The organism is Neorhizobium sp. DAR64860/K0K1, from assembly GCF_050500205.1.
Taxonomy (GTDB): Bacteria; Pseudomonadota; Alphaproteobacteria; order Rhizobiales; family Rhizobiaceae; genus Neorhizobium; species Neorhizobium soli.
On the sequence record NZ_CP191459.1, the window covers coordinates 1,218,907 to 1,236,339 of the forward strand.

Below are 17,433 nucleotides of genomic sequence, written 5' to 3' on the forward strand. Positions count from 1 at the left end.
TATGAATACCGGTTGATGCTGTTCAGGAGTGTGTCCCTTGTTTGATGAACTCTTCGGTCCCGAAGGCGATCGCCGCGACGGTGCGGAAATCCTTGCAGCTCTAAAGGCGGCCGCACGCGAACGAATTCTCGTGATAGATGGCGCCATGGGCACCCAGATCCAGGGGCTCGGCTTCAACGAAGAGCATTTTCGTGGCGAACGCTTCATCGGTTGCGCCTGTCACCAGCAGGGCAACAACGACCTTCTGATTCTCTCGCAGCCCCAGGCGATCGAGGATATCCACTATCGTTACGCCAAGGCCGGCGCCGATATTCTCGAGACCAACACGTTTTCCTCCACCCGTATCGCCCAGGCGGATTACGAGATGGAAGGCGCTGTCTACGATCTCAACCGCGACGGGGCACGCCTTGCCCGCCGGGCCGCGATCCGCGCCGAAAAGGAAGACGGCCGCCGCCGTTTCGTGGCCGGCGCCATCGGGCCGACCAACCGGACGGCCTCGATTTCTCCCGATGTCAACAATCCGGGCTACCGCGCCGTCTCCTTCGACGACCTGCGGATTGCCTATGGCGAGCAGATCGACGGTCTTATCGACGGCGGTGCAGATATCATTCTGATCGAAACGATCTTCGACACGCTCAACGCCAAGGCTGCGATCTTTGCCTGCGAGGAGCGCTTCGAGGCGAAGGGTATTCGCCTGCCGGTGATGATATCGGGCACGATCACCGACCTTTCCGGACGCACGCTGTCCGGCCAGACGCCGTCTGCGTTCTGGAACTCTGTGCGCCATTCGAACCCGTTCACAATCGGTCTCAACTGCGCGCTCGGTGCAGACGCGATGCGTCCGCACCTGCAGGAATTGTCGGGCGTTTCCGACACGTTCATCTGCGCCTATCCGAATGCCGGCCTGCCCAACGAGTTTGGCCAGTATGACGAGACGCCTGAGATGATGGCGAAGCAGGTCGAGGAATTCGCCCGCGAAGGTTTGGTCAACGTCGTCGGCGGCTGCTGTGGCTCGACGCCGGAGCATATCCGCGCGATCGCCGATGCCGTCTCCAAGCACAAGCCGCGCGAGATCCCGGAGCATTCGCCGTTCATGTCGCTGTCGGGCCTCGAGCCCTTCACGCTGACCAAGGACATTCCGTTCGTGAATGTCGGCGAACGCACCAACGTCACCGGTTCGGCCAAATTCCGCAAGCTGATCACCGCCGGCGACTATGCGGCAGCGCTCGTCGTTGCCCGTGACCAGGTCGAGAACGGCGCGCAGGTCATCGACATCAACATGGACGAGGGCCTGATCGATTCGGGCCAGGCGATGATCGAGTTTCTCAACCTGATCGCCGCCGAGCCGGATATCGCCCGCGTTCCCGTCATGATCGACAGCTCGAAGTTCGAGATCATCGAAGGCGGACTGAAATGCGTTCAGGGCAAGCCGATCGTCAACTCGATCTCTCTCAAGGAAGGCGAGGAAAAGTTTCTGGCGCAGGCCAAGCTGATCCGCAATTACGGCGCAGCCGTCGTGGTGATGGCGTTCGACGAGACGGGGCAGGCGGATACCTATGACCGCAAGGTCGAGATCTGCAGCCGCGCCTACAAGATCCTGACCGAGCAGGCAGGCTTTCCGCCCGAGGATATCATCTTCGATCCGAACGTGTTTGCGGTGGCGACCGGGATCGAGGAACACAACAATTACGGCGTCGATTTCATCGAGGCGACGCGGACGATCCGCGAGCGCATGCCGCTGGTGCATATTTCCGGCGGCGTTTCGAACCTCTCCTTCTCGTTCCGCGGCAACGAGCCGGTGCGCGAGGCGATGCATGCCGTGTTCCTGTACCACGCCATCCAGGCGGGTATGGACATGGGCATCGTCAATGCCGGTCAGCTGGCGATCTACGAAAACATCGATCTGGAACTGCGCGAGGCCTGCGAGGACGTGGTGCTGAACCGCCGCGCCGACGGGACCGAGCGGCTTCTTGAAGTGGCCGAAAAATATCGTGGCGGCCCCGGCAAGGAAGCCAGGGTGCAGGATCTGGCATGGCGCGAGCGCTCTGTCGAAGAGCGGCTGTCGCACGCGCTGGTCAATGGCATTACCGAATTCATCGACGCCGATACGGAGGAAGCACGGCTGCAAGCCGCGCGTCCGCTGCACGTCATCGAAGGGCCGCTGATGGCCGGCATGAATGTGGTCGGCGATCTGTTCGGTTCGGGCAAGATGTTCTTGCCGCAGGTGGTGAAATCCGCCCGCGTGATGAAACAGGCGGTTGCGGTGCTGCTGCCTTACATGGAAGAGGAAAAGCGCCTCAACGGCGGCGACCAGCGCAAGACCGCCGGCAAGATCCTGATGGCGACCGTCAAGGGCGACGTCCACGATATCGGCAAGAACATCGTCGGCGTCGTGCTTGCCTGCAACAATTACGAGATCGTCGATCTCGGCGTGATGGTACCGGCGACGAAGATCCTCGAAACGGCAATTGCCGAGCAGGTCGATATCATTGGTCTGTCGGGCCTGATCACGCCATCGCTCGATGAGATGGTGCATGTGGCGGCCGAAATGGAGCGGCAGGGCTTTAACGTGCCGCTGCTGATCGGCGGCGCGACCACCAGCCGGGTGCACACGGCCGTCAAGATCCATCCGCGCTATGAGAGCGGCCAGGCCGTCTATGTCACGGACGCCTCGCGCGCCGTCGGCGTCGTCTCGGCGCTTTTGTCGCCGGATGCCAAGGATGGCTATGTCGAGACGATCCGCGGCGAATATGCCAAGGTCGCAGCCGCGCATGCCCGTTCGGAAGCGGACAAGAAGCGGCTTCCAATCGAGCGTGCCCGCGCCAATGCCGAGAAGGTCGACTGGACATCCTACGATCCGAAGCCACCGCAGTTCTTCGGCACGAAAGTGTTCGAAGGCTATGATCTGGCGGAACTCGCGACCTATATCGACTGGACGCCGTTTTTCCAGACCTGGGAACTGAAGGGCCGCTATCCGGCCATTCTCGAAGACGAGAAGCAGGGCGAGGCCGCGCGTCATCTGTTTGCGGATGCGCAGGCGATGCTGGAGAAGATCATCGCGGAGAAGTGGTTCCGTCCCCAGGCGGTGATCGGCTTCTGGCCGGCCAACGCTGTTGGCGACGACATCAAGCTGTATACCGACGAGACGCGCAGCACGGAGCTCGAGACGCTGTTCACGCTGCGTCAGCAGCTGTCCAAGCGCGACGGCCGGCCAAACGTGGCGCTGTCGGATTTCGTCGCGCCGGTTTCGAGCGGCAAGGCCGATTATGTCGGCGGCTTCGTGGTGACAGCCGGTATCGAGGAAGTGGCGATTGCCGAACGGTTCGAGCGGGCGAACGACGATTACTCGTCGATCCTGGTCAAGGCGCTCGCCGACCGGTTTGCGGAAGCGTTTGCCGAACGCATGCACCAGCGCGTGCGCCAGGAGTACTGGGGCTATGCGCCGGATGAGACGCTCACGAGTGACGAGTTGATCCACGAGCAGTATGCCGGCATTCGTCCGGCGCCCGGCTATCCGGCGCAACCCGACCATACGGAAAAGGAAACGCTGTTCAGGTTGCTCGATGCCACCAAGGCGACAGGCGTGACGCTGACCGAAAGCTACGCGATGTGGCCGGGATCATCCGTCTCGGGCTTCTATATCGGCCATCCCGCCAGCTACTATTTCGGCGTTGCCAAGGTGGAGCGGGACCAGGTCGAGGATTATGCATCCCGCAAGGGCATGGCCATCGAGGAGGTCGAACGCTGGCTCGGGCCTGTGCTCAACTATATCCCGACCAATGTGGCAGCGGTCGAGGATGCCGCCTAGGCGGTCTGCCGCCATGTTCACAGATTGAATCAAGAAGCCGGCAAGTTGAATCACTTGCCGGCTTCTTCCGTTTGATATTGCTGCATTGTTAGCGATCAAGCATTTGCCAGTCGCGTCGCTCCGCCTATTCTTTGACGACGAGCAGGTCGCTTGCGGCAAAGCGCAGGGTCACGGTTTCGCCGGGCTGCGGCAGGACCTTGTCGGGTGCGTTGAACATGTCGAACGAGATCTGGTTGGCGCCCACAGTGAACCGGGTGCGCACGACAGACCCTAAGAAATGCGTCGAAACAACGGTGCCGGTCAAAGCCGTATCGCCCGTGGCGCTCTCCGACAGCGAACCGGCTTCGGGGCGTAGCGCGATCGAAACGGTGTCGCCCTGGTTCAAGGCGCCGATTGGTTCGCGCAGCGTGATGAGGTTGTCGCCGATGCGGATGGTGTTGGCGGCCGGATCGGCGACGATCGCATCGATGATGTTGAGCGTGCCGACGAACGAGGCGACGAAGCGGGTGGCCGGGCGGTTGTAGATCTCCGAGGGCGTGCCGATCTGGTCGGCGCGACCGGCGTTCATGACGACGATCCGATCGGAGATGGATAGCGCCTCTTCCTGATCGTGGGTCACGAACACGGTGGTGATGCCGAGCTTCATCTGGATCTGGCGGATCTCCTCGCGCAAGGATACGCGGATCTTTGCGTCGAGCGCCGACAGCGGTTCATCCAGCAGCAGGACCTGCGGTTTTGGGGCGAGCGCGCGCGCCAGCGCGACGCGCTGCTGCTGGCCGCCGGACATCTGGTACGGGTAGCGGTCGGCCAGGTGTTCGAGGCCGATCAGCTTCAGCATTTCCTTGACGCGGGTTTCGATATCCGGCTTCGACATGCCGGCCACCTTGAGGCCGAAGGCGACGTTGTCGAACACGCTCATGTTGGGGAACAGCGCATAGGCCTGGAACACCATGCCGATATTGCGCTGGCTGGTTTTCAGGCCCGACTGGTTGCGGCCGTTGATGAAGATCGTGCCGTCGCTCGGGTTCTCGAACCCGGCGATCATCCTCAGAACCGTGGTCTTGCCGCAACCGGACGGTCCGAGAAAGGAGACAAATTCCCCTTTCTCGATCGCCATATGGAAGTCCTTGACGACCTGCGTCTGGCCGAAGCTTTTCTTGATACCGTCGAGAACGAGAAACGACATGAGGTGAAAATCCTTGAGGCGCAGTCCCTAAGCCCGGGAGGGTGCCATCTTGCTGAAACGGGAAACGAGCTGGAGCAGGCCCATCGAAAGCCAGGTGATTGCAAAGGCGATCACGGCGAGCGCCGAAGGCTCATAGGCCTTATTGGCGCCCACGAGCTGGAGATAGGGACCGAATGCGGGTCGGTTGAGGAGGGCGGCCATGGTGAACTCGCCCATCACGATCGCGAAGGTGATGAAGGCGCCCGACAGCACGCCCGACATCACGTTCGGGAAGATGCAGCGAAACAGGATCGTCGGCCATTTGGCGCCAAGGATTTCCGCCGCTTCCGTGAGGGTTCGAACGTCGATGGTGCGCATCGCCGTATCGACCGAGCGATACATGTAGGGCAGCGACAGGGTGATGTAGGACATGACCAGAAGCACGTTGGTGCCGAAGGTCGAACCGGTGAACGGGATGTAGGACGACGAATTGTAGAGCCTGAGATATCCGAAGACGATGACGATCGCCGGGATGACCAGCGGCATCAACGTGATGAACTCCATCACCGGTCGCATCTGTGGAACGCGCAGCCTGACCCAGTAGGCCGTCGGCACGATGAGCAGCATGCCGAAGATGATGGTGAGCAGCGCCATCAGCATGGAGAAGCCGAAGGTCGCCCGGAAGGCGGCATCCGAAAAGACCGAGTCGTAGGCATCGAATGAGTATTCGCCGCGCCGCATGCGCAACGAGAATTCAAACGTGCCGATCAGCGGCACGAAAAAGTAGATGACGCCGATGGCGATGGCGAGCCAGGCGAAGAATTTTGTCATCTTCATCTCGCGCATCCTCACTTCTGCCAGCGTTCGGCGCGCATGCGCAGCCAGATGTACAAGACGTTGGACACGCCGGTGATGACGATCATGCCGAGTGCCAGCGCATAGCCGAGGTTCGGATTGTGCAGCACGTCGCCGCGGATCTGCGCATAAAGCAGGATCGGCACGATGTTGAGCGAGGAGCCGGTCAGCGCATAGGCCGTGGCGATCGCGCCGAAGGCGTTGGCGAAGAGAAGCAGGCTGGTGCCGAGGAGGCTTGGCCACAGGATCGGCATCGCCACCATGCGCCAATATTGCCAGGTGGATGCGCCGAGGATCTCGGAGGCTTCACGCCACTCCTTCTTCAGACCGTCGAGTGCCGGGGTCAGGATCAGCACCATCAGCGGGATCTGGAAGAACATGTAGGTGAGGGTCAAGCCCACGAAGGAGAGGAGATTGAAGCCTGTCGAATAGAGGTTGAAGCCGAACCAGTCGCGCATGAAGACGGTGACAAGGCCTGTGCGGCCAAGCGTGGCGATAAAGGCGAAGGCGAGGGGCACGCCAGCAAAATTCGAGGCGACGCCGGAGAAGGTCAGGAGGCTGGAGCGGATCCAGGACGGCAGGCCGCCGAGGACGATCGCCCAGGCAAGTGCAAAGCCGATGATCGCGCCACCGAGCGAGGAGGCGAACGACACCTTGATCGAGATCCAGTAGGCCGAAAGAATGGTCGGCGTGAACAGGTCTGCAATATTCTTGAAGGTGAATGCCCCGTCCGGCGTGAAGAAGGCGCCGACGACGAGATAGAAGGTCGGGACGATCAGAAACATCAACGCGAAGATCATGAACGGCGCAATGCCGAGCCAATCGACGACGGTACGGCGGTCGATGAAGGACGATGATGCGGTGGACATGAATCCGGTGTTTCTGTCGGAGGAGGAAAAAGGCCTCCCCGCGCCCATAAAAGCGGAGCGGGAAGGCCGTCTAGGCTAGATTACTTGACGTTGGCGCCGACCACGGAATCCCACTTCGTGGTGATCGCGGTCTTGCCGGCAGCCTGCTCTTCGAGTGTCGGGAATACGGCCTTCTCATAGGACGCGGCCGGCGGCAGGGCGTCGAGCAGTGCCTTCGGGATCTTGTTGTTCTTGGCAAGATCGTTGAACCGGATCGGGTGGCAATAGCCCTTCAGCCAACCGAGCTGACCTTCGTCGGAATAGAGGTATTCCATCCACAGCTTGGCAGCGTTCGGATGCGGTGCGAAAGCGGAGATCGCCTGCACATAGACGCCCGCGACGACGCCCGACTGCGGAACGACGACTTCGTAAGGCGGGTTGCCCTTCAGGCTTTCGCCCCAGGACAGAGCGTTGTAGTCCCAGGCGATGATGATCGGGGTGGAGCCCTGTGCGAACGGGGCAGCCTTGCCGATGACCGGAACGAAGTTGCCGGCCTTGTTGAGTTCTGCGAAGAACTTCAGGCCTTCTTCGCCAGCCTTGGCGGCATCGCCCTTAGCGGCGGAGAGACCGGCAGCATAGACGCCCTGGACAGCCTGGTTGGCAGAGCGCGGGTCGCCGGCGAGTGCGACGGCGTTCGCGTAGTCGGACTTCAGAAGATCCTTCCAGTCCTTCGGCGATTCCTTGACGAGATCCTTGTTCACCATGAACGCGAGAACGCCGTAATAGTCGCCGTACCAGTAGCCTTCAGCATCCTTGGCTTCGGCCGGGATCGAGTCCCAGGTGGAAACCTTGTAAGGCTGGATCAGGCCTTCGGCCTTGGCGGACGGGCCGAAGGACAGACCAACGTCGATCACGTCAGGAGCCTGCGGGCCCTTGTTGCCCTTGTTGGCCTTGATGGCTTCGATTTCGTCGCCCGAGCTCGCGTCCGGGTTCAGTTCGTTGACTTCGATTCCGTACTTTGCCTTGAAGCCGGCGATCACGTCGCCGTAGCCGCACCAGCTGTGGGGCAGGGCGATGGTGGTCAGCGCGCCTTCCTTCTTGGCGGCGGCGATCAGTTCCGCGCTCGGCTCGGCTGCTGCAAGGCTGGTGGAAGCGATGAGGACTGCTGTCGTCAGAGACAGCAGACGATGGGCGTTCTTGAGCACGGGTGTCCTCCTGGGGTTGAGCGTCTCGGCGCGACTCGTAGAGCCATTGTGTGTATCGTATGTGACAGCGCGCATTCCAAGCGCATGCTAGAAATCAGGCCTGTATTTCAGGAATTTAGAAGATATCCCTCACCAATTGAATCCGTTTGTCCGGAGGGAACTGCGCTCGGACACGGCAATCGTGTTTGCCCTGTCATCACTGGGCAATCCTGCCGGTCATACGAAAGCCGTTCCCTCCGGTCTGCGCCGGTTTGTGACAGGATTAACATTCGTTTCCAGGACCGAGTCAACGGGGCCTATGGAGGAGATTTGAGATTACCGTTGACGACGCGGCGGAAGTGAAGAATTCTCGTCGTGGTTAATGCGTGTTCATACTTCACGAAATCGCTTCAAGACCGATGTCGGCGGGATCAAAGGACAGTCATCGCGTCCGGCACTGACTTCACGACCTAGACTATGAACGAGTTTATTCGAAACGAAGCCGCCTACGGTCGAGGCAGGCTTTCGACGGGCCGGTGTGGGAACTCTCCAGCCGGTTTACTGAGAGACCAGGGGAACAGCCAGAGCTGCGGGATACCGACACCGACAAAAGCGGGCGGATCCGAATGGACGGGGACGGCGGGCCGGACGGCCTCGCTGCCTATTTCTTTGATCAGGAGAGAAGGCATGGAAAGTTCATCAGCGGGCGTCAGCTACAAGAAGGCGGATGCTGCCTATTTCGAAAAGCGCGGGCTTTCGCGCTATGCAGGGGTCTGGTCGCTTTGGGCGCTCGGCGTCGGCGCCGTTATCTCAGGGCATTTCTCGGGCTGGAATTTCGGTTTCGCGACCGGCGGATGGGGAGGGATGCTGGTTGCAGGCATCATCATCGCCGTCATGTATCTCGGCCTGACGTTCTCGATCGCCGAGATGAGCCCGGCGCTGCCGCACACGGGTGCTGCCTATTCCTTTGCGCGAACGGCGATGGGACCCTGGGGCGGCTTCATTACAGGGCTCTGCGAGAACGTCGAATACGTGCTCACGCCCGCCGTCATCGTTACCTTCATTACGGCCTATGTGAATTCGATCCTCGGCCTCGATCCCGTCTACTCGCCGATCCTGTGGATCCTGTTCTACATCATCTTCCTAGCGCTCAACGTGTTCGGCCTCGAACTGTCGTTCAAGGTGACGCTGGTCATAACGATCGTTTCGCTGGCGGTGCTGGTGTTCTTCTGGGTCAGCGCCATCCCCAACATGGACTTTTCCCGCTGGGCGCTGAACATCGGCGTCGGACCTGATGGTGCAGCGATCGAACTGCCTGAAGGCAATGGCGACTGGTTCCCGTTCGGGATCACAGGCGTGCTTGCAACGCTTCCCTTCGCGGTCTGGCTGTTCCTTGCCATCGAACAGTTGCCGCTGGCGGCAGAAGAATTGGTCGATCCGAAGCGTGACATGCCGAAGGGCATCATCCTCGGCATGATGACGCTGATGCTGTCTGCCTTCATGATTGTGCTCCTCAATCCCTCTCTGCCGGGTGTCGGCGCCTTTCATCTAAGTACGGCGCTGGAGCCGCTTCTCGACGGGTTCAAGTCCGTTTATGGCGACGGAGGCGTCGTTATCCTCGGTCTGGTGGCGCTGACGGGTCTGATCGCCAGCTTCCATACGATCCTCTATGCACAGGGTCGCCAGATCTACTCGCTCTCACGGGCCGGCTATTTCCCGACGGCGCTCTCGGTCACGCATCCGACCTACAAGACGCCCTACGTCGCGATGCTGGCGGGAGCGCTGGTCGGTCTTGCCGTGATGCTGGTCATCTGGTTCTCGCTCGGTGCGGAAGCAGGCGGCAGCGCCATCGGCAGCGTGTTGCTCAACATGGCGGTGTTCGGCGCGATGTTCTCCTACATTATGCAGGCGATCTCGTTCATCATCCTGCGCAAAAAACTGCCCAATATCGAGCGGCCGTTCCGGTCTCCACTGGGCATTCCGGGTGCCGTCCTGACGATCGTCATCGCAGTGGTGACGCTTCTCTATCAGGTTCAGGATCCCAACTTCTTCAAGGGCGTCGTCTGGGTGGTGATCTGGTTTGCTGTCGCGATCGCCTATTTCGCGCTTGTTGGCCGCCATCGTCTGATCCTTTCGCCGGAAGAAGAGTTCGCGATGGAGCACAAGCAGGCGGCAGCGCTGGTCTGATCCCCAGACATCCGTGATCAACATGTGGCCCGCGATCGCTTCGCGGGCCACATTTGCATTCTCAGCCTTTTTAGGTCGGCATGCTGAAATGTGACAGGCAATATGCGTTAACCCTTAATTTACGTCTCGTTAACCAAGTTCATGAAGAATACGTTAACTGCGCATGAAGCGGCGTGGTGGTGAGCGATGCGGCTCTATTTCATCAAGGACCGAGAATGCCCGTAATTTCATTTGCCAATGCCAAGGGCGGTGCCGGCAAGACGACTGCAGCCCTGCTGCTTGCCACGGAACTCGCCCACCAGGGATTTCGCATCACGATCATCGATGCCGATCCGCAGAAGTGGATCAGCCAGTGGTGCGAGATCTCTGGCCCCGTGCCCAACCTCTCGGTGATTTCAGAAGTCACGACGGCGTCGCTTCCTTGCCACCTGCGCGAGATGGCATCTTCGACCGACTACTTCATCATCGATCTTGCCGGCGCGCGAGACGCGCTGGTAACCACTGCAATCGGGCTTTCCAACCACGTCATCATCCCGGTCCAGGGCTCTGCGATGGATGCGAAGGGCGCAGCACAGATTCTCGATCTGCTCGCGCAGATGAAGGACAAGGCCAAGCTCGACATTCCGCATTCCGTCGTGCTTACCCGTGTCACCTCGATGGTGACGACGCGCGCCATGCTGGCGATCAAGGGGCTGCTGGCGGCCAAGGGCGTCAACGTGCTGGAGACGTCGATCGGCGAGCGGGTTGCGTTCAAGGAACTGTTCGAGACCGGCGGGACGCTGCACACGCTCGATGCGACAAAGGTCAGCAATGTCGACAAGGCAAAAGACAATGCGCGCATTTTCGCTCAGGAAGTGATGCGCATGATGCCTGTCCGCGTCGTACGCTCGATGGGATCGAAACTGTTTCCGTTTCGCCGCAACGCGGCCTGAAGCCAATTCAACGTAGCCATAAAAAAAAGCCTCTCCGGTTTGCCGGAGAGGCTTTTTGCGTTGTTAAGTCTGGCAAAACCTACTCAAGGAATTCGACGGTCGTGCCGGGCTTGACCATCTTGGCAAGTTCCGTCGCATCCCAATTGGTGAGGCGCACGCAGCCGTGGCTGTTGGTCTTGCCGATCTTGGAAGGCTCCGGCGTGCCGTGAATGCCGTAGGTGGGTTTCGACAAGGCGATCCAGACCGTGCCCACCGGGCCGTTCGGACCCGGAGGGATCTGCAGGATCTGGGTGTTGTTGCCCTGTGTGAAGTTGATCTTCGGATTGTAGGTGTAGCCCGGATCGAGCGCGATGCGCTGGACCGTATGGTTGCCCGACGGCGATGGCGTATCGCTCGAACCGATCGTGGCCGGATAAGCCGAAATCAGCACACCGTCTTCACCGTAGGCGAAGACCTGCTTGCGATACTTGTCGGCAACGATCCGCGTCACCTGTCCGGTCTTCGGCGTGCCGGGGTTGATCACCTTGATGGTCATGCCGGGAATGGTGAAGTCGACGTTCGGATTGAGCGACTTCAGGTAGTTCTCATCCATGTGGAACTGCTCGGCGAGCTTTTCGGTCACGGATGTGTAGGACATCGCCGGCAGAGTGGCCTTGTGAGCGTAGTCTTCCGGGATAGACGCAACATATGGTCCGGCAGCGTCCGCGGCCGTGATCGTATAATCGATGATCGGCAGGCCGCCCGAATAGGTCAGGCGCTGCATGATGTCTTCGGAATTGTTCGGATCAAGCGTCTCGCCGGTCATTTCCTGCCAGGCGGCGATCGCCTTGTTGACGTTGTCGCCAAGATGGCCGTCGATCACACCGGGCGAAATGCCCTCGCGGTCAAGAAACACCTGGAGTGCGGCGATCTCGGCCTGCGGCTTCTTGGTGACGGTGATCACCGGTTTGGCATCATGCTGCGGTGCTGGAAGCTGCGAGCCCGCATTCGGGTCGATCGAGGCTTCTTCGGGCTCGGAATAGTTCTCGTCGATGCCGGGAAGTGCATCGTTGGTAAGAGGCTCGCGGGTAATCGAACCGGGGCCGGCAATCGACCCGGTCACCGCACCCGGTTCTTCACCGGGACGATACTGGCGGTAATCCTGATATCCGCCCTGGTCTTGCGGATACTGATCCTGCGGCTGATAGACGGTGTCGCGACGGTTGCGGTAGCCACTCGGCGCCGGCGGATATTCCGCCTGCTGGGGGCGGTAGGCATCCTGGCGCGTTTCGGTCGCAACGATGTTTCCGCGGCGATCGAGATAGACGCGGCGGCCCATACCGTCGCGGCTGATCACCACGTCGCGCGGATCCGGCATGTAGTCGAGTATGGCGCCGTCAGGTGCCACGAGGGTCGTCTGCTGCTGATAGCGATATCCGCTCTGAGCCTGCGCCGACGATGGCCCGAAGGCTGCTGATATTGCCATTAGGCCGATACTTGCGAGAATGAGACGCTTCACGTTTCCACCGAAAGAAATTATTCCGTCTACGGTAAGCGGGGAAATGCGCATATGGTTCCCGACTCCGTATCTGGTGCCATAGACAACGTAATTTCGACTTTACCGTGAGAAAAGTGAATTCGTTATGAACCGATGGTTAAATTCGATCACGATCCGGCGAGAGGCGCCGTGAGGGAGGTTTTATGAAAGCGTTTTCAGCAGGAAACGGGCCGAAGCTCACTCTGGACGAGGGATCGGTGCTGGATATCGGCGCCTGTTTCGTCGGCGGCATCGACATCGCGCCCGGCCGGGCCATTCCTGACGATGGCGATCCGCGAATCGACCATTCGCTGGAAGGGTTTTTGTTTACCTGCGGTCCCGACCACATCCGTCATCCCGAACCCATACCCGGTCGTCCCGATGGCGCGAAGTTTCCGCTGCACGGCTCCTACTCGTCGCACCCGGCCGAGATCGTGTTCTGGGATATGCAGGAGGATGCCGAATGCCGGGCGCGCGTTCCGGTCACGACAGCCGAGGGGGGATCCGCGCTTCTGGAACGCCACTGGCGGATTGATGGAGTGACCGGAGAAGTCTGCCTGTCCGACAGGGTGACGAACACTGGAACGAAAGCCATCGCCCGGGTGCATATGTACCATATGAATATCGGGGCCTGGCTGCTGGACGACAACGTCCGTCTTTCGAGCGCGATGTTAGAGCAAAAAGAGATGCCCTGGAATTTCGGGCCCGAGCCAGGGAGCGTGTTCTGCGTGCCGGCAGCGGGCGGCGATCCCTGGGCGGAACTGGCCTTGGGACCGATCGCGGCGCTCGGTGGTCTCACGCTCAAAGTGCGTTTCAAGACCGACACGCTTCCATACCTGCAGATGTGGCGCAACCAGAAGCAGCCGGCGCATGTGCTGGGGATCGAGCCGGTCTCGCACCGGCTGGCCACCCGCGGCGAACTGGAGGCGTCAGGCGAGCTGAAATGGCTTCAACCCGGCGAAAGCGTCGACTACGGCCTGCGCTTCGTGTTTGCGTAAAAGGCCGCTTGGCGATTGACGCTCCCCGGGGTGCATCGTAAAGCTTGCCCCCTATCGAGAATGGAGGCTCTGCCATGGATATCCGCGAGATCAACGACGAATACTCGGTCTCAGGCCAGATCACGGTCGAAGACCTCGACCAGATCAAGGCGCTTGGCTTCAAGTCCATCGTCTGCAACCGCCCCGACGAGGAAGAGCCCGGCCAGCCGGATTTCGCCGCGATCGAGGCACGCGCCAAGGAGCTCGGTCTCGACATCCGCCATATCCCGGTCGGCCGCATGGGCCTGACACCGGAAGGCGTGACCGAGATGGTCGACGTGCTCGAAGATTTCCCCAAGCCGATGCTCGGCTATTGCCGCTCGGGCGCACGCTCCACGGCAATCTACGAACAGAGCTCGCGCCTGCGCGGCTGATCGGTTTCAAACCTTTCCCACGTAGGGTCGCGGCGTGCCGCGTCCTGCATATCCGAAGCTCAGCATTCAGGAGCATTTTATGAGCATTCAGCGTATCGAGCCCGGCGCCCGCATGAGCGGCGCCGTCGTCCACGGCAACACCGTCTATCTGGCCGGCCAGGTTGGTGAAGGCGACAGCGTTACCGACCAGTGCAAGGACGCGCTCGCCGAAGTCGATCGTCTGCTGGCCGCTGCCGGCTCCGACAAGTCGAAGATCCTGCAGACCCTGATCTATCTCTCCGACATTGCTGATTTCGCCGAAATGAACGCAGCCTGGGAAGCATGGGTCGATCCGGCCAATACACCGGCCCGCGCCACCAGCGAAGCCAAGCTCGCTGCGCCAAAGTACAAGGTAGAGTTCATCGTGACTGCGGCGATCTGATCGCTCGGCTCATACGGACATGAAAAAGGGGGCCGGTGAAAACCGGCCCCCTTTTTGTATCGACGATCCCTTGGGATCACGGCTCGCCCGGCGTCATGCCGATGAAGTAGTAAGCCGCGAGTGCGAGACCGATAAAAAAGATGACGGCGACGAAGGTCGTCATGCCACCCAGTGCTTTGCGTTTTGTGTCATTTGCCATGCGCCATCAACGGCATGGCCGGCGGAATGTTCCGCCGGGTGATTGCGCAGATGCCGCCGTTTCAGTTCCTGTTGCGGATCTGCGTCAGCGTTTTGGCCGGCGTGATCGCTTCCGGATCGAGCCTGACTTCGATGATGGCCGGCTTTCCGCTTTCGCGGGCCCGAAGGTAAGCGGGACCGAAATCCTCCGTATTCTCTACCAGTTCGCCATGCCCGCCGAAGGCTTGCGCATAGGCGACGAAATCCGGATTGACGAGATCCGTTGCCGAGACGCGGCCGGGGTATTCGCGCTCCTGATGCATGCGGATCGTGCCGTAGATGCCGTTGTTGACGAGGACGGTAATGATCGGCAATCCGTAGCGGACGGCGGTGATGAATTCCTGTCCATGCATCATGAAGCAGCCATCGCCGGCAAAGCAGACGACTTCGCGTTCCGGAAACAGCTGCTTTGCCGCGACTGCTGCCGGAAGGCCGTAGCCCATCGATCCTGATGTCGGTGCCGACTGCGTGTTGTATTTCCGGAACCGGTGGTACCGGTGCACCCAGGTGGCATAGTTGCCGGCGCCATTGGTGAAGATCGCGTCGGTCGGAACGTTTTCCTCGATCCAGGCCATGATCGGTCCCATTTGGACGTCGCCGGGGCCGCTTTTCGGGGGCGTCGACCACTTCAGATAGGAATCGTGCATCGACGATTTGCGCTCGGTCCAGAGCGGCAGTGCCGGCGGTTGCAGATCCTTGATGGCCGCAACGAATTCCGCCGGTGCCGCGCAGATCGCCAGATCCGGGCGGTACATCCGGCCAAGCTCTTCCGGATCCGGATAGACGTGGATCAGTGTCTGCTTGGGGTAGGGAATGTCGAGCAGGGTATAGGAGGAGGACGGCATTTCCGACATGCGGGCGCCGATGAGGATCAGGAGATCGCTATCCTTGATCTCATAGGCAAGGGCCGGGTTGATGCCGATGCCGACATCGCCGGCATAGGATGGGTGGAGGTGATCAAACAGCATCTGGCGACGGAAGGAGCAGCCGACCGGCAGCTTGAAGCGGCTGGCGAAATCCTGGAAGTCTGAGACCGTCTTCTCGTCCCAGCGGGTGCCGCCGAGGATTACCATCGGCCGCCTTGCATTGCGCAGCATCTCGTCGAAGGTCGCGATCTGGCTCTTGCCGGGATGGCTTTCGACGGGGGTATAGGGGCGGGCCTGAACCGCCTCGACTACTTCCGTCAGCATGTCCTCTGGCAGCGTCAGCACGACCGGGCCGGGGCGGCCGGAGGTGGCGACGGCAAAGGCGCGAGTGACGAATTCCGGAATGCGGCGGGCATCGTCGATTTCGCCGACCCATTTGGCGAATTCGGTAAAGGCGCGGCGGTATTCGACTTCCTGGAAGGCTTCGCGTTCCTTCATGTCGCGGCCGATCTGGCCGATGAACAGGATCATTGGGATCGAATCCTGCTTGGCGATGTGAAGGCCCGCAGACGCGTTGGTGGCGCCCGGACCGCGGGTGACCATGCAGATGCCGGGTTCGCCGGTCAGCCGTCCCCAACTGTCGGCCATCATCGCGGCGCCGCCTTCCTGGCGGCAAACGAGAACCTCTATACCGCTTTCATAGAGCGCGTCGAGCACGGCAAGATAGCTCTCGCCCGGAACGCAGGACACTCTGCTCACCCCGTTTGCCTTCAGTGCCTCGACGATCAGTTCTCCACCCGTCTTCATCGATTGCGTTCCTTTTCGATCATGTTCAGTTCGGCAAGAATTTCGGCCGTATGCTCGCCCACGTTCGGGCTCGGGCGGTGATAGGCAAGAGGAGTCTCCGATAGCACGATCGGGCTGCGGACGCCGGGAATGACAGTGCCGTCGGCTGCCTCGAGATCGACCCGCAGACCGCGCGCCTTGACCTGGGGATCCTCGAACATTTCGCCGATCGAGTTGATCGGTCCGACCGGCACGGCATTTTCGCCGCAGGCGGACAGAAGTTCAGCCTTGGTCCACTTGATCGTCTCGGCGATCAGCAGACCGCGAACCTCGATCCGGTGCGCGACGCGCGCCTTGTTGGTGGAAAACCGCTCGTCGTCCGCGACATGCTCGATCCCGAGAATTCGGCAGAAGCGGCGGAACTGGCCGTCATTGCCGACGGCGAGAATGATGTAGCCGTCCTGGACGTTGATCACCTCATAAGGAGAGATGTTCGGATGGGCGTTGCCGAGGCGGACCGGCGAGATGCCTGATATCAGGTAGTTCATGTTCTGGTTGGCAAGGACCGCCGACATGACATCGAGCAGCGCCATGTCGATATGCTGGCCTTCGCCTGTCTTCATGACGTGGATGAGCGCGCTCTGGATGGCGGTGACGGAATAGATGCCGGTGAAGATGTCGGCGATGGCGACGCCCGACTTCATCGGCTGGCCGTCCGGTTCGCCTGTGATCGACATGAAGCCGGACATGCCCTGGACGATATAGTCGTAGCCGGCAAGGGTCGCATAGGGCCCGTCCTGGCCGAAACCGGTAATCGAGCAATAGACCAGCTTCGGATTGATCGCCTTCAGGCTCTCGTAGTCGAGCCCGTATTTGTTGAGACCGCCGACCTTGAAGTTCTCGATCAGGACGTCCGATTGCGCGGCGAGGCGGCGGACGATGTCCTGGCCTTCTTCCGTTTTCAGATCGACTGCGATCGATCGCTTTCCCCGGTTCGTCGAATGGTAATAGGCGGCCGAGAGATTTTCACCGTCGATGCTTTCGACGAAGGGAGGGCCCCAGGCGCGGGTATCATCGCCGCCATCAGGGTTTTCGACCTTGACCACATCGGCACCCATATCGGCCAGCATCTGGCCGGCCCAGGGGCCTGCGAGCACGCGGGCCAGTTCGAGAACGCGGATGCCGGCGAGCGGCGGCTTTTTCTTCGGCTCATCCAT

14 protein-coding genes are annotated in these 17,433 nt (G+C 60.6%); 6 read left to right on the forward strand and 8 right to left on the reverse strand.

What is annotated here, in order from left to right:
- The first annotated feature begins 37 nt into the window (after positions 1-37).
- Positions 38-3,808 carry a methionine synthase gene (gene metH / locus ACQY1J_RS10590; RefSeq protein ID WP_430251402.1) on the forward strand — a complete coding sequence of 1,257 codons (3,771 nt, stop codon included), beginning with the start codon at positions 38-40 and terminating at the stop codon, positions 3,806-3,808.
- 124 nt (positions 3,809-3,932) lie between these two features.
- Here the strand turns inward: metH and ACQY1J_RS10595 are convergent, their stop codons facing one another.
- The 4 genes from ACQY1J_RS10595 to ACQY1J_RS10610 all read right to left on the reverse strand — a co-directional run bounded on the left by ACQY1J_RS10595 (position 3,933) and on the right by ACQY1J_RS10610 (position 7,881).
- Positions 3,933-4,994, reverse strand: coding sequence for an ABC transporter ATP-binding protein (locus tag ACQY1J_RS10595; RefSeq protein ID WP_430251403.1), 1,062 nt, complete (start codon positions 4,992-4,994; stop codon positions 3,933-3,935).
- Positions 4,995-5,021: 27 nt separating this feature from the next.
- Positions 5,022-5,810, reverse strand: a complete 789-nt coding sequence (locus ACQY1J_RS10600; protein ID WP_113167065.1) for an ABC transporter permease — start codon at positions 5,808-5,810, stop codon at positions 5,022-5,024.
- Between the two features lie 11 nt (positions 5,811-5,821).
- The gene (locus ACQY1J_RS10605; RefSeq protein WP_430251404.1) at positions 5,822-6,697 is read right to left on the reverse strand and encodes an ABC transporter permease; all 876 of its coding nucleotides are present in this window, start codon (positions 6,695-6,697) and stop codon (positions 5,822-5,824) included.
- 80 nt (positions 6,698-6,777) lie between these two features.
- The gene (locus ACQY1J_RS10610) at positions 6,778-7,881 is read right to left on the reverse strand and encodes an ABC transporter substrate-binding protein (protein ID WP_062581155.1); all 1,104 of its coding nucleotides are present in this window, start codon (positions 7,879-7,881) and stop codon (positions 6,778-6,780) included.
- Positions 7,882-8,547: 666 nt separating this feature from the next.
- Here ACQY1J_RS10610 and ACQY1J_RS10615 point away from each other — a divergent pair.
- Together ACQY1J_RS10615 and ACQY1J_RS10620 are read left to right on the forward strand one after the other, a co-directional pair.
- Positions 8,548-10,047: an amino acid permease gene (locus ACQY1J_RS10615; protein ID WP_430251405.1), complete on the forward strand. Its 1,500-nt coding sequence runs from the start codon at positions 8,548-8,550 to the stop codon at positions 10,045-10,047.
- A gap of 215 nt (positions 10,048-10,262) precedes the next feature.
- Positions 10,263-10,979, forward strand: coding sequence for an AAA family ATPase (locus ACQY1J_RS10620; protein WP_430251406.1), 717 nt, complete (start codon positions 10,263-10,265; stop codon positions 10,977-10,979).
- A gap of 79 nt (positions 10,980-11,058) precedes the next feature.
- Here the strand turns inward: ACQY1J_RS10620 and ACQY1J_RS10625 are convergent, their stop codons facing one another.
- On the reverse strand, positions 11,059-12,477 hold the full coding sequence (locus ACQY1J_RS10625; protein WP_430251407.1) for a L,D-transpeptidase: 1,419 nt from the start codon (positions 12,475-12,477) through the stop codon (positions 11,059-11,061).
- Between the two features lie 182 nt (positions 12,478-12,659).
- Between ACQY1J_RS10625 and ACQY1J_RS10630 the strand changes: the two genes are divergently transcribed.
- From ACQY1J_RS10630 to ACQY1J_RS10640, 3 genes are all read left to right on the forward strand, one after another.
- A complete protein-coding gene (locus ACQY1J_RS10630; protein ID WP_113167048.1) occupies positions 12,660-13,493 on the forward strand; it encodes a DUF4432 family protein in 834 nt (277 codons plus the stop codon).
- Between the two features lie 74 nt (positions 13,494-13,567).
- Complete coding sequence (locus ACQY1J_RS10635) at positions 13,568-13,906, forward strand: TIGR01244 family sulfur transferase (protein WP_430251408.1); 339 nt, start codon at positions 13,568-13,570, stop codon at positions 13,904-13,906.
- Positions 13,907-13,985: 79 nt separating this feature from the next.
- Complete coding sequence (locus ACQY1J_RS10640; RefSeq protein ID WP_062456089.1) at positions 13,986-14,327, forward strand: RidA family protein; 342 nt, start codon at positions 13,986-13,988, stop codon at positions 14,325-14,327.
- Between the two features lie 76 nt (positions 14,328-14,403).
- On the opposite strand, the gene ACQY1J_RS10645 is transcribed toward ACQY1J_RS10640, so the two are convergent.
- The 3 genes from ACQY1J_RS10645 to ACQY1J_RS10655 form a co-directional block, all read right to left on the reverse strand.
- On the reverse strand, positions 14,404-14,526 hold the full coding sequence (locus ACQY1J_RS10645) for a hypothetical protein (protein ID WP_256413794.1): 123 nt from the start codon (positions 14,524-14,526) through the stop codon (positions 14,404-14,406).
- Positions 14,527-14,587: 61 nt separating this feature from the next.
- Entirely contained in the window at positions 14,588-16,237 is a 1,650-nt protein-coding gene (locus ACQY1J_RS10650; protein WP_430251409.1) for a thiamine pyrophosphate-binding protein, read from the reverse strand.
- Positions 16,234-17,433 (reverse strand): CaiB/BaiF CoA transferase family protein, encoded by a 1,200-nt coding sequence (locus tag ACQY1J_RS10655; RefSeq protein WP_430251410.1) that lies wholly within the window; start codon positions 17,431-17,433, stop codon positions 16,234-16,236. Before ACQY1J_RS10655 ends, ACQY1J_RS10650 begins: the two co-directional genes overlap by 4 nt.